Below are 12,640 nucleotides of genomic sequence, written 5' to 3'. Positions count from 1 at the left end.
TCAGCCGGCCGGTGCCGGGCGACCGGCGGGGCCCTGCCGGTGGTAGTCCGCCACGAACGCGGCGCGCTCGTCGTCGGTCATCTGGTTGAGCAGCACGTTCGGGCTCTGCACCTCGGGCATGCGGCGCAGGTGGTCCAGCGTCCACATCCGCTTGGGGTCGAGGTCGAGGTGCGGCTGCGCGACCATCGTCTTTCCGTCGTCGCGGACGAAGCCCATGTCGCTGACCACGTCGGCCCAGTTCCAGCCGTGGTACAGGGTCTCCCATTCGCGGGCACCGATCAGCTTGCCCATGTTGGGGGTGTTGCGGCCCTGGTAGGTGGGCCGGAACGCGGTCGCGTCGGTCCAGTGGCAGGTCTCCGAGCAGTAGGTGCGCCACTGGCCGTCCACCTGGTCGCACACCATGTCCTCGCGGACCAGGCACGGCACCATGCAGGTCCAGCAGCGGTGCGGGTACACGTAGTCGACGTCCTCGGCGACGATCGGGTGGTGCCCGTTGGGCTTCGACAGGCGGTTGTAGTTCTCCCACCACTTCCCGTACTTGTCGTACCAGCCGGGGTACTTGTGCTCGAACCACTCGAAGTCCTCGTCCGTCATCGGGTCTATCCGCCAGTAGTTGGCGAGCCAGCCGGTGGCGAAGAACTGGGCGACCTCGTGCACGTAGCCCTTGTTCCAGATCCGGTTCCACGCCTCCTCGATGAGGTCGTGCGGGATCACCAGCCCGTACTTCTCCAGCGGCACGAGGTAGCTGCGGTAGTAGTCGTCGTAGATCCACCGGCGCCACATCTCGGCGTAGCTCTCGCGGTCCTTGCGGCGGTCCTTCGTGCCGTACTCGATGAACGTGCCGATCGCCGCGTCCACGACGCAGTGGTTGTTCCACCAGGCGTAGCGCAGGTCGCGTTCCAGCAGCTGGTGGTTGCTCTCGTCGGAAAGCGCCATCAGCAGGGTGGCGTAGCCGTTGCTGATGTGGCGGGACTCGTCGGACTGCACGGAGTGGAACACCGTCGGCAGCAGGTAGTCGCCGTTGGCGGCCGCCTCGGCGGGCATCGCCACGAAGAGAGTGTTCGTGAAAGCGGTTTCCGCGACGATCGTCAGGTAGATGCTGGCGGCGGTGATGGCGTCACCGGTGATGAAGCCCTCCGCGAACTGGCGGCCGATCGTGCCGCAGTAGTCGTTCTGGAAGTTGCGCAGCGACGAGTTGAACCCGGCGGGGTCGATGTAGTTGTTCATGTACAGGCGTTTGAGGTTCTGCTGGATCGTCGAGTGCCGGACCTCGTCGATCATCTGGATCGCCTGGCCGTTGTGCAGTTCCGGGTTGGGCACCGTGCGGAACAGCAGCGGCATGGCGCGTGCGGCGGAGATCTCCGGCAGCGGGATGATGGACAGGAACAGCTTCTGCCACTCCAGCCACCGTTCCTGCACCTGCCGGAACATGTTGCCGCGGATCGCGCCGTCCTCCGCGCCGTAGACGCGGTGGTCCTTCTCCTCCTGCATCGGGAAGTACGACCGCAGGACCTGCTTGAGCGGGTCCTTCTTCTTGGCTTTCCGGAACGTGTAGTCCGTGCCGTACTGGGAGACGGGCTCGTGGTAGGCCGGTTCCCAGGACAGTTCCTGGATCTTCTGGTGGGCTTTCGCCACGCTCTGGCGGCTCATGTCGGCTCCTTGGGGCGGCAAGTCCTGTGCCGACGATTACAAGGCCCCCGGCCCGCGTCGCGGGTCTCAATATGAGACAGCGCTACGGCTCGCCGAGCATCCGCTCCCGGAGCTCCGCCAGTTCCCGGCGCGACGCGTCGCCTACGCGCGAGTCGCCCTCCGCGCGCGGTTCGATGCCGAGTGCCCGCAGCAAAGCCGCGGCGGGCTCCCCCGGATCACCGCCATCGCCCAGCTCGGGGTGCAGGCCCTGCTCCGCCAGGTGCGAGAAGACGACGTTCACGATCGTCCACGGGTTGTACGTTTCACCGCGCATGCCCCCATCCCACCGCCGCCGCGCGGCGCGGGGTGTCTCAATTTGAGACACCGGCACGGTGGCCCCCTGGCCTACCCTGTGAGCACGACACAGCGAGGTGCCGGGAGGCCAAGGTGGACCGTGCGACCACGATCCGGCCCGACGACGAAGGCCTCGCCCGCACGCGCGAACGGTTCCTCACCAGGGAACCCGTCGAGCCCGGCGAGGTCAGGGCCCCGATTTTGGCTTCGTGGTGGCGTTCCCGCGAGTTCCGCGTGCCCGCCGACCGGATCGACCTGCCGTTCCTCGGCGACGCCGACCCCGAAACGCCGTTGCTGCGCGGCGCCGCCCCGGTGCTGGAGCGGCTCGGCGACCAGCTGGCGGGCCAGCCGATCAGCCTCATCCTCACCGACCCGGCCGGTGTCGTGCTGACGCAGCGCACCGGCGACCGCGATCTGCACCGGCACCTGGAGCGGGTCGAGCTGGTGCCCGGTTACAGCTACGGCGAACGGTTCGTGGGCACCAACGGCATCGGCACCGCGCTCGAGGACGGCCGCCCCACCTACGTCTTCGGGCACGAGCACTACGCCGAGCACCTGGAGAACCTCGCGTGCGCCGGCGTGCCGATCCAGCACCCCATCTCCGGCAAGACCATCGGCGCCGTGGACCTGACGTGCTGGCGCAAGGACGCCGGCGGGCTGCTCGTCGCGCTCGCGCGCAGCACGGCCGAACAGGTGCGGCAGGCGCTGCTGACGCACAGCAGCCTGCGCGAGCTGGTGCTGTTCCAGTCCTACCTGCAGGCGTGCCGCCGCACGACGGGCATCGTGCTGGCGTTCAACTCCGACGTCGTGATGATGAACGACAGCGCCCGCCGCCTGCTGGACCCCGCCGACCAGACGATGCTGCTCAACCGTGCGCACCAGGAGCTGGCCGAGCGCCACCGCGTGACCACGACGGTCACGTTGTCCAGCGGTGGGAAGGTGCGGCTGCAGTGCCGCCGGGTGAGCGGGCACCGCGAGGGCGAGATCGCGGGCGGTGTGCTCACGGTGAAGCTGCTCGACTCGGACGAGAGCGCGGGCGTCGCGCTGCCGGTGGTGCCGATGTTCCTGCCCGGCGTGGTCGGCTCGTCCCCGGCGTGGCTGCGCGCCGCGCAGGACGTCGATCTCGGCTACGGCCGCGAATGGCTGGTGCTCGCGGGCGAAGCGGGCAGCGGCAAGTACACCCTGGTGCGTGGTGTGCACCAGCGCCGCAACCCGGCCGGGCGACTGCACGTGCTCGACGCGGCGCGCCGGACCGAGGACTGGGCCGGCGACCTGCGCCGCGAGCTGGTGACCGATCCCGTCGACACCCTCGTCGTGCGGCACGTCGACCGGCTGACCCCACCCGGCCTCGGCGAACTGGTGGCGGCGCTGCGGGAGGCGCGCGGCAGCACGTGGGTCGCGGTCACCCTCGCCTCGGACGCCGAAGCCGACCCGGCGCTGCTGGAGTTGTTCCCCCGCACGGTCACCGTGCCCCCGTTGCGGCGGCACGCCGACGACCTGCGTGATCTGGTCCCGCTGCTCCTCGGCCGCCTCGGCGGCGGGCTGACCTGCTCGCCCGCGGCACTGCACCTGCTCATGCGCGCGAGCTGGCCCGGCAACGTCACGCAGCTGTACCGGGTGCTCAAGCAGGTCACCCAGCGCCGCCGCACGGGCACGATCGTGCCGACCGACCTGCCCGCCGAGTACCACGCGCTCGCGCGGCGCCCGCTCAACCGGTTCGAGACCGTCGAGCGGGACGCCATCGTGCGGAGCCTGGAGGACGCGAACGGCAACAAGGTGCGCGCCGCGAAGCTGCTGGGCATCTCGCGCGCCACGATCTACCGCAAGATCCACGAGTACGGCATCGTCACGCCCGGCCGCTGACCGGTTCGCCCGGTTTCCACGTGACGCGTGTTACTCCCCGCGTCCGCACGGGAATGCTCTGCGACACCCGCGGGCTTCGAGGAAGCGAAGCCGTTTCCGAGGAGGGTCATGTCGCAGGACGCCCAGCCCGTCCGCAGTCTCCGGCTCGTCATGGTCGTGCTCGCGTTCTCGTGCGGGGCGACGGTGGCGAACCTGTACTACCCGCAGCCGTTGCTGGACGAGATCTCCCGCGCGTTTTCGGTGAGCCAGGGCGCCGCCGCGCTCGTGGTGACGCTGACGCAGCTCGGGTACGCCGCGGGCATGGCGCTGCTCATGCCGCTCGGCGACCTGCTGGAGAACCGCGGCCTGGCCGCGCGCACGCTCGTGTTCACCACGATCGCACTGGTCGTCGCGGGCCTGTCGCCGGTGTTCGGGGTGTTCCTGGCCGCGTCGGTGCTGATCGGCATCACGTCGGTGGTGGCGCAGATCCTCATCCCGTACGCCGCGCACCTCGCGCCCGAGGAGCAGCGCGGCCGCTTCGTCGGCACGGTCATGACTGGGCTGCTGCTGGGGATCCTGCTGGCGCGGACGGTGTCGAGCCTCATCGCGGACGCCTGGGGCTGGCGGACGATCTACCTCGTCTCCGCCGGGCTGATGCTGCTGGTGGCGGCGGCCGTCGTGCGGCTGCTGCCGCGCCGCGAGCCCGGCCACGACGTGCGCTACCCGCACCTGATGCGCTCCATCCTGACGCTCGCCCGCGAGGAGCCCGCGCTGCGCCGGCGTGCCGCGTGCCAGGCGCTGATGTTCGGTGCCTTCAGCGCGTTCTGGACCACGGTGGCGTTCGAGCTGACCGGCAGGCACGGGCTCACGCAGACGGGCGTGGGGATCTTCGCGCTCGTCGGTGCGGCCGGTGCCGCCGCGGCCCCGGTCGCGGGGCGGCTCGGCGACCGCGGGTACGGCCAGGTGGCCAGCGGGGTGGCGCTCGCGCTCGGCGCGGCGGCGATGGTGCTGGCGGACGTCGGGGTGGGCAGCCTCGTCGTGCTGGCGGCCGCCGGCGTGCTGCTGGACCTCGCCGTGCAGGGCCACCAGGTGCTGAGCCAGCGGGAGATCTACGGTCTGCGGGCCGACGCGAGGGCCCGGATCAACACCGTGTTCATGACGACGATCTTCGTCGGTGGTGCCGCGGCGTCCGCGGTCGCCGGGGCCGTTTACGATCTTGCCGGGTGGACGGGCTCGAGCCTGTTCGGCGCGGCGCTGCCGGTGCTCGGCCTGGGAATCTGGACCTGGTCCCGCGTGCGCGCCCGGCGGGCGTCCCACACCGGGTTGACACCCGTGGGGTAAAGATGAGCTTGTCTCATTTTCTGGAGCTGGGGAGGCCAGGATGATCGGCCACGACGAGGCGCTGCGCGCCGTCGAAAGCAGCCTCGACCGGCCGTCCGCGGCGCGGGTCTACGACTACTTCCTCGGCGGGGACACCAACTACGCCATCGACAGGGAGTTCGCGCACAAGATCCGCGCCCGGCTCCCGCTCATCGGGCAGTACATGCGCACCAGCAGGCAGTTCCTCGCGCGTGCCGTGCGGCGGTGCGCGGAGCTGGGCGTGACGCAGTTCGTCGACATCGGCTCCGGCCTGCCCACCGCGGGCAACGTGCACGAGGTCGCCGACGAGACGCGCCCGCAGCGGGACTCCCGCGTGGTCTACATCGACAACGAGCCGGTCGCGCTGGCCCATTCGACGCTGCTGCTGGCCGACACCGCCGATCCGGAGCGGCACCGGGCGATCGCGGGTGACCTCCTGCAGCCCGACCTGGTGTGGGAGCGCGTGCTCGAGACCGGGCTGATCGACCTGACGCGGCCGGTCGCGCTCGTCGTGAACGCGGTGCTGCACTTCATCAAGGACGAGACCGGCCCGGACTCGGTGCTGGCGGCCTACCGCGACGCGCTCGCGCCGGGCTCGCTGCTCGTGCTGTCGCAGATGACGAACGAGAACCCGCGCAGCGAGGACGAGCGCCAGGCGCTGGCCGACCTGGTGGCGTACTACGAGCAGACGACGAACCCCGGCCAGCTGCGCACGACGGCCGAGTTCGTCCGCTTCTTCGGGGACTGGGACCTGCTGGAGCCGGGCCTGGTCTACGCACCGGCGTGGCACCCGGACGAGGAGACGGTGTTCGCCTCGGCGCCGTCGGAGTCCCGGGTGATCGGCGGCGTGGGGCGGAAGCCGGGCGCGTAAACCGCACCCCGCGACGGTCCCCTGGGGTCCCGACTACGCCGACTGATCACCCCCGCTTATCAATCCCCCGCAAATCAGTCTTTGTGCTGACGGAATCCGCTCCCTAGGTTGGAGGTCGACCGGCGAGCGGAAATGAGGCACGGACGATGGAGTTGCGGCACCTGCGGTACTTCGTGACCGTCGCCGAGACCTGCCACTTCGGGCGGGCCGCCGAACGCCTGCACATCGCGCAGCCCGCGCTCTCCCAGGCCATCCGGCAGCTGGAGGCCGAGCTCGGCGCCTCCCTGTTCACGCGCACGACGCGGCAGGTCGCGCTCACCGCGGCCGGCGGGTTCTTCCTCGCGGAGGCGCGGCGCGTGCTCGGCACCGTCGAGGAGAGCGTGCGGGGCGTGCGCCGGATCGCCGACGGGCGGCTCGGGCTGGTGCGCATCGGCTTCACCGGCACCGCGGCCTTCTCCCACCTGCCGGCGATCGCGCGCAGGGTGCAGCAGGAGCTGCCCGGCGTCGCGCTGGAGATCGAGGCCGACCTGCTCACCCCGGCCCAGTGCGACGCGCTGCGTGACGGCACGCTCGACCTCGCCGTGCTGCGCCCGCCGACCCGCGGGGACGGGATCGAGCTGCGCACCCTGGAGGTCGAGCCGCTCATCCTCGCGGTGCCCGCCGCGCACCCGCTGGCCACCGCACCCACCGTCTCCGTCGCGGACCTGCGTGGCGAGGGCTTCGTCGGTTACGCCAGCAAGGACTCCGTCGTCAACGACGCCGTCAACTGCGCCTGCCAGGCCGCGGGGTTCAGCCCGCGCCGCGAGCACGACGCGGCGGGCACGGCCGTGCTGCTCGCGCTCGTCGCGGGCGGGCTCGGCGTCGCCGTGGTCCCGGCGTCGGCCAGGGCCCTGCCGCTGGCGGGCGTGGTGTTCCGCGACCTGGCCGACGGCGGCACCGTCGAGCTCGCGCTCGCCTGGCGCGGCGACGACGATTCGCCGCTCGTGCGCGCCGTGCTCGACGTCCTCGAAACCCCCGGCTGCGAGGTGTCCCGGTGAAGATCACCCAGGTCGAGGCGATCCCGTTCGCCATCCCCTACCGCAAACCGCTGCGCTTCGCCTCCGGCGAGGTGCACACCGCCGAGCACGTGCTGGTCCGCGTGCACACCGACGACGGGATCGTCGGCGTCGCCGAGGCGCCCCCGCGGCCGTTCACCTACGGCGAGACGCAGGCGAGCATCGTCGCGGTGCTGGAGCAGCTCTTCGCGCCCCAGGTCGTCGGCCTGAGCCTGCTGGAACGCGAAGAGCTGCACGCCCGCCTCGGCCGCACGGTCGGCAACCCGGTCGCGAAGGCCGCGCTCGACATGGCGGTGTGGGACGCGCTCGGCCGCACGCTCGACGTGGGGGTCACCGAACTGCTGGGCGGCTACACCGACCGGATGCGCGTGTGCCACATGCTCGGTTTCGACGAACCCGCCGCGATGGTCGACGAGGCCCAGCGGATGCGGGACACCCACGGCATCACCACGTTCAAGGTCAAGGTGGGCCGCCGCCCCGTCGCGCTCGACACCGCCGTGGTGCGCGCGCTGCGGGAGAACCTCGGCGAGGACGTGGAACTCTACGTCGACGGCAACCGCGGCTGGACGGCCTCGGAGTCGGCGCGGGCGATGCGGGAGATGGCCGACCTCGGGCTGCTGTTCGCCGAGGAACTGTGCCCGGCCGACGACGTGCTCGGCCGCCGCTGGCTGGTGTCCCAAGTGGACGTTCCGTTCATCGCCGACGAGTCCGCGGTCACCGCCGCGGACGTCACGCGCGAGGTGCTGGGCGGCTCCGCCACGGCGATCAGCATCAAGGTCGCCCGCACGGGGTTCACGCATTCCCAGCGCGTGCACCACCTCGCCGAGGGACTCGGCCTGGAAGTCGTGCTGGGCAACCAGATCGACGGCCAGCTCGGTTCACTGTGCAGTGTCGCGTTCGGAGCGGCCTTCCGGCTCACCTCGCGGCGGGCCGGGGAGCTGTCCAACTTCCTCGACCTCAGCGACGACCTGCTCGCCGAGCCGCTCGAAATCAGCGACGGAGAGCTGGTCATCCGTCCCGGCGCCGGCCTCGGCGCCGAACTCGACCCCGGCAAACTCGCCCACTACCGCCAGGACCAGTGACCGGCACCGGAATCAAGGAGGATCCCATGACCGCCACACACGCCCCCGTGCCCACCGCCGCGGACTCCGGCAGCAGCGCCACCGAGCGCTTCAAGGCCGACAAGTCCGGCAACGTCGCCAACACCTCCCCGGAGCGCGTGGACCTGCTCGTCCGCGAGGTGCTGTCGGCCGTGCACGACACGATCCGGCGCCACAAGGTCAGCTACGCCGAGTACAACGCGCTCAAGGCGTGGCTGATCGACGTCGGCGAGACCGGCGAGTGGCCGCTGTTCCTCGACGTGTGGGTGGAGCACGTCGTCGAGGAGGTCGCGACCGAGCACCGCGAGGGCAACAAGGGCACGATCGAAGGCCCGTACTACGTGCCGGGCGCGCCGGAACGCGGCTCACGCGGCGCGGTGCCGATGCGCGAGGACGAGCCCGGCACTCCCCTGCTCTGGAGCGGCCGGGTCACCTCGACCGACGGGCAGCCGCTGGAGGGGGCGAAGATCGAGCTGTGGCACGCCGACGCCGAGGGGCTGTACTCGCAGTTCGCGCCCGGCATCCCGGAGTGGAACCTGCGGGGCACGTTCAGCGTGGAGCCCGACGGTTCGTTCGAGATCACCACGGTGCGCCCCGCGCCCTACATGATCCCCACGGACGGCGCGTGCGGCAGGCTGATCGCGGCCGCGGGCTGGCACCCGTGGCGCCCGGCGCACCTGCACGTCAAGGTCTCCGCGCCCGGGCACGAACAGCTCACCGCGCAGCTGTACTTCCCCGGGGACCAGCACAACGAGGACGACGTCGCGTCCGCCGTGAAGCCGGAGCTGATCCTCGACCCCAAGCCGTCGGGCGACGGGAAGGGCGAGACAGTCGTCTACGACTTCGCGCTCGACCCGGTGCGGGGCTGAGGGCGCCATGCTGTTCCACGTCCGGATGGACGTCCGGCTCCCCCACGACCTCGACCCGCAGGTCAAGGCGGACCTCGTGGCCAGGGAAAAGGCGTACAGCCAGCAGCTGCAGCGGGCGGGCAAATGGCCGCAGCTGTGGCGGATCGCCGGTGAGTACGCGAACTTCTCGGTGTTCGACGTGGACTCGACCGAGGAGCTGCACGAGCTGCTGTCCGCGCTGCCCCTGTTCCCGTACCTGGACGTCGAGGTCACACCCCTGGTCCGCCATCCCTCCAAAGTGGACTGACCACCCCGCGTCGATTGGGCCGAATGGAGCAGTTGCCCGGCGCGCCGCGGCCCCCCAGGTGAAACTGCTGGGGGAACGCGAGGAGGTCCGATGACGGGTGGCCCGGTGGCGCGGCGGGCGTCGCGCGTGGAGAGCAGCAGGACCGCGCAGGTGGCGGGGCGCCTGGGCATGGCGTGCTGGGGGCTCGTGCACCTGGTGGTCGCCTACCTCGCGGTCCGCGTCGCGTTCGGGGACAGCGGGCACGAGGCCGACCAGAAGGGCGCGCTGCAGGAGATCGGCGGGACCGCGTTCGGGCAGGTCCTGCTGTGGGTGCTCGCGGTGGGGCTGATCGCGTTCGGGTTGTGGCAGGGCATGCTCGCCGCCACCGGGTACGGCTGGGTGCGGGAACACGGCAAGCGCGTCCGGAAGCGGATCGGGTCCGGTGCGCGCGGCGTGGTAGTGTTCGGCCTGGCGTACACGGCGATCCGCCTCGCCACGGGCAGCGGTTCGGGCTCGGGCGACCAGGCGCAGCAGGAGTTCACGGCGAAACTGCTTTCGCTGCCCGCGGGTCCGGTCCTGGTGGCCGTCGCGGCCGCCGTCGTGGTGGGCGTGGGCATCGCGGCCGCCGTGAAGGGGGTCAAGCGGAGCTTCCTGCGCGACCTGGACACCAGCGAGCTGCCGACGGGCAGCCGGCACGCGGTGGAGTGGCTGGGCGCGGCGGGCTACGTGGCCAAGGGGCTGGTGTACGTGATCATCGGCGCGCTCCTCGGGTACGCCGCGCTGCGGTCCGACGCCCGGCAGGCGGGTGGCCTCGACAAGGCGCTGCGCACGCTCGCCGCCCAGCCGTACGGCGTGGTGCTGCTCGTGATCGTGGCGCTCGGGCTCGCGGCCTTCGGCGTGTACTGCTTCGCGGCCGCGCGGGCACACCGGAGCTGACGGTGTGCACTCGGTCGGGCTAGCAGCACGACCCGAACGGGTGGTCACGGGCATGCCGGGGCCGCTACCTGGGAAAACGCTTCACATGGATCCTCGGCCCGTGTTGTTCGCCGCTCTCACCGGGGCCGTGCTGACCGGCGGCGTCCAGGCCGCCGTCGCCGCCATGCCGGCGGCTCCCGTCGTCCAGGGGGTCGGGGACGGGGCCGTCACCACTTCCGACGTCCTCGACCGCGTCCACGTCACCGCGGCCGATCCGCGGAGCGTCCGGCTCGTCCTCGACGGGACGCCGTTGCCCGTGCGGTACGACGGCCAGCGGATCGTCCCGCCGCGGCTGCGGCTGCCCGAAGGCACCCACACCCTGACCGCGCAGCTGGGCGTGCTCGCCGACTTCCCGCGCGCCGAGGTCTCCCGCACGTTCACCGTCGACGACACCCCGCCGCGGATCTCGCTCGAGCCCGTCGAGGCCGGTGATCTCCGCGTGCCCGTGACCGTCCGGGGCGTGGCGTCGGGCGCCGAACGCGTGATGCTCAACGGCGAGCCCGTCGAAGTCGGCTCCGACGGGAGCTTCAGCGCGACGCTGCCCACCCCGCCGGGGAGCGTCGACCTCACCGCCCAGGACCGGGCGGGCAACGTCACCCGCACCGAACAACCGGTGCACGCCAAGCACCCCGGCATGCGTGGCGTCCACATGACGGCGCTCGCCTGGGCCTCCCCCGCCCTGCGCGAACCGGTGCTGCAGATGGCGCGGGACGGCTTGATCGACACCGTGCAGCTCGACATCAAGGACGAGGACGGTGAGATCGGCTACGACTCGCAGGTACCGCTCGCCCGCGAGATCGGCGCGGCGAAGGGCTACTACGACGCGCGCGCCGTGCTGGACCAGCTGCACGCGATGAAGATCCGCGTGGTCGGCAGGCTCGTCGCCTTCCGGGATCCGCTGCTGGCCAAGGCTTGCTGGGACGCCGGCCACCGCGAGCGGCTGGTCCAGACCAGTGACGGCGAGGCCTGGGCGAGCGGGTACGGCGACTACACCTTCACCAACTTCGCCAACCCCGAGGTGCGGGACTACAACATCCGGCTCGCCGCCGAGGCCGCCGAGCTCGGCTTCGACGACATCCTCTACGACTACATCCGCCGCCCGGAGGGCTCGCTGGACCGGATGCGGCTTCCCGGCCTGACCGGCACGCCGGAACAGGCGATCGCCGACTTCCTCGAACAGAGCCGCGACGCCGTGCACGGGCACGGCGCGTTCCTCGGCGCCTCCGTCTTCGGCATCGCGATCACCCGCCCGACCCAGATCGCCCAGGACATCCCGGCGATGTCCCGCGAGGTCGACTACATCGCACCGATGGTGTACCCGTCGCACTGGGGCCGGGGCGAGTACGGCATCGACGACCCCGAGGACGCTCCCCACGACATCACCGCACGCTCGCTCGCGGACTTCGCGAAGCAGGCGCGGCAGGGCGGCGCCATCACCATCCCGTGGCTGCAGGCGTTCAGCATGCACCGCACCTACGGTCCCGCGGAGGTGCAGGCGCAGATCGCCGCGGCGAAGGAGAACGGGATGGACTCGTTCCTGCTGTGGAACGCCGCGTGCCGCTACGACCCGGCCGCGCTGGGCGGCTGAGGGCCGAGCCCGAGCGCAGCCAGCCACACGTGGGTCAGCGTCGCGGTCGTGTCGTCGAGTGAGCCGCCGCCGGCCACCGCCTGGTAGAACGCCCGCTCGGTCATCCACACCAGCGCCGCGGTGACGGCAGGCGCGTCCGCCGGTCCCGGACCTGAGGGCACCCCGGCCCGCTCGGCGATGCGGCACGTCGTCTCGGCGAGCGCGGTGACGGCCGAGCGCCACGCCTCGTCGATGGCCGGGACCGACGGTGACAGCTCGACCGCCGCCCGCATGACGTCCCCGTGCTCCCGCCACATGCGGGCCGTCTGCCGCAGCCCCTCCCGCAGCGCCTCAGCCGGCGCTCCCGCCGCGTCGGCGGCGTCGACCTCGGCCCGCAACGCGGTGACCGTCCGCTCGACGAGCGCGGCCAGCACGTCGTTCTTGGAGCCGAAGTAGAAGTAGAAGGCGCCACGCGTGATCCCGGCGGCGGTGGCGATCGTCTCCACCGTCATCGCGTCCGGCCCCGCACCGGCCAGCTGGCGCTCCGCCGCGTCGAGGATCGCGCGTTCCCGCAGGTCTCCCTTGCTGGGCGCGACCCGCCTGCGGCCCCGCCCCTCCGTAGTCCGAGGCACCGGGCAATCCTAGCGTCGAGAAATTTCGACGCGGTGTCGACGAGCGCGATCACCGCCGCACGTCGTGTTCGCCCGAGGGTGGAAGGGGTACCCGTCCGGCGTAACGCCGAGCAGGAGGGAGC

At 71.6% G+C, this 12,640-nt stretch carries 12 protein-coding genes; 9 read left to right on the top strand and 3 right to left on the bottom strand.

Translation table 11 applies throughout. The features are described 5' to 3' along the window. A complete protein-coding gene (locus tag BMZ92_RS02185) occupies positions 1-1,650 on the bottom strand; it encodes a ferritin family protein (protein ID WP_091503937.1) in 1,650 nt (549 codons plus the stop codon). Between the two features lie 82 nt (positions 1,651-1,732). Next, positions 1,733-1,963 (bottom strand): hypothetical protein, encoded by a 231-nt coding sequence (locus tag BMZ92_RS02180; RefSeq protein WP_091503936.1) that lies wholly within the window; start codon positions 1,961-1,963, stop codon positions 1,733-1,735. Between the two features lie 113 nt (positions 1,964-2,076). Here BMZ92_RS02180 and BMZ92_RS02175 point away from each other — a divergent pair, with 113 nt between their 5' ends. From BMZ92_RS02175 to BMZ92_RS02135, 9 genes are all read left to right on the top strand, one after another. Beyond that, entirely contained in the window at positions 2,077-3,846 is a 1,770-nt protein-coding gene (locus tag BMZ92_RS02175; protein WP_091503934.1) for a sigma-54-dependent Fis family transcriptional regulator, read from the top strand. 108 nt (positions 3,847-3,954) lie between these two features. Next, complete coding sequence (locus BMZ92_RS02170; protein WP_091503933.1) at positions 3,955-5,166, top strand: MFS transporter; 1,212 nt, start codon at positions 3,955-3,957, stop codon at positions 5,164-5,166. Between the two features lie 40 nt (positions 5,167-5,206). Beyond that, on the top strand, positions 5,207-6,055 hold the full coding sequence (locus tag BMZ92_RS02165) for an SAM-dependent methyltransferase (protein ID WP_091503931.1): 849 nt from the start codon (positions 5,207-5,209) through the stop codon (positions 6,053-6,055). 146 nt (positions 6,056-6,201) lie between these two features. Then, positions 6,202-7,092: a LysR substrate-binding domain-containing protein gene (locus tag BMZ92_RS02160; RefSeq protein ID WP_091503929.1), complete on the top strand. Its 891-nt coding sequence runs from the start codon at positions 6,202-6,204 to the stop codon at positions 7,090-7,092. Beyond that, positions 7,089-8,192 (top strand): mandelate racemase/muconate lactonizing enzyme family protein, encoded by a 1,104-nt coding sequence (locus BMZ92_RS02155; protein ID WP_091503928.1) that lies wholly within the window; start codon positions 7,089-7,091, stop codon positions 8,190-8,192. The genes BMZ92_RS02160 and BMZ92_RS02155 overlap by 4 nt, the downstream gene beginning before the upstream one ends. 26 nt (positions 8,193-8,218) lie before the next feature. After that, positions 8,219-9,079 carry a catechol 1,2-dioxygenase gene (catA, locus tag BMZ92_RS02150; protein ID WP_091503926.1) on the top strand — a complete coding sequence of 287 codons (861 nt, stop codon included), beginning with the start codon at positions 8,219-8,221 and terminating at the stop codon, positions 9,077-9,079. A 7-nt stretch (positions 9,080-9,086) separates the two neighbouring features. After that, positions 9,087-9,365, top strand: a complete 279-nt coding sequence (gene catC / locus BMZ92_RS02145) for a muconolactone Delta-isomerase (RefSeq protein ID WP_091503925.1) — start codon at positions 9,087-9,089, stop codon at positions 9,363-9,365. A 90-nt stretch (positions 9,366-9,455) separates the two neighbouring features. Then, positions 9,456-10,280: a DUF1206 domain-containing protein gene (locus tag BMZ92_RS02140; protein WP_245782838.1), complete on the top strand. Its 825-nt coding sequence runs from the start codon at positions 9,456-9,458 to the stop codon at positions 10,278-10,280. A gap of 85 nt (positions 10,281-10,365) precedes the next feature. After that, positions 10,366-11,907: a putative glycoside hydrolase gene (locus BMZ92_RS02135; RefSeq protein ID WP_091503923.1), complete on the top strand. Its 1,542-nt coding sequence runs from the start codon at positions 10,366-10,368 to the stop codon at positions 11,905-11,907. Here BMZ92_RS02135 and BMZ92_RS02130 read toward each other — a convergent pair. Further along, complete coding sequence (locus tag BMZ92_RS02130) at positions 11,880-12,518, bottom strand: TetR/AcrR family transcriptional regulator (RefSeq protein WP_091503922.1); 639 nt, start codon at positions 12,516-12,518, stop codon at positions 11,880-11,882. The genes BMZ92_RS02135 and BMZ92_RS02130 overlap by 28 nt on opposite strands. Positions 12,519-12,640 lie beyond the last annotated feature (122 nt).

Origin of the sequence: Amycolatopsis sacchari, assembly GCF_900114035.1 — a bacterium.
Taxonomy (GTDB): Bacteria; Actinomycetota; Actinomycetes; order Mycobacteriales; family Pseudonocardiaceae; genus Amycolatopsis_E; species Amycolatopsis_E sacchari.
This window is presented reverse-complemented; position numbering and strand designations above follow the sequence as displayed.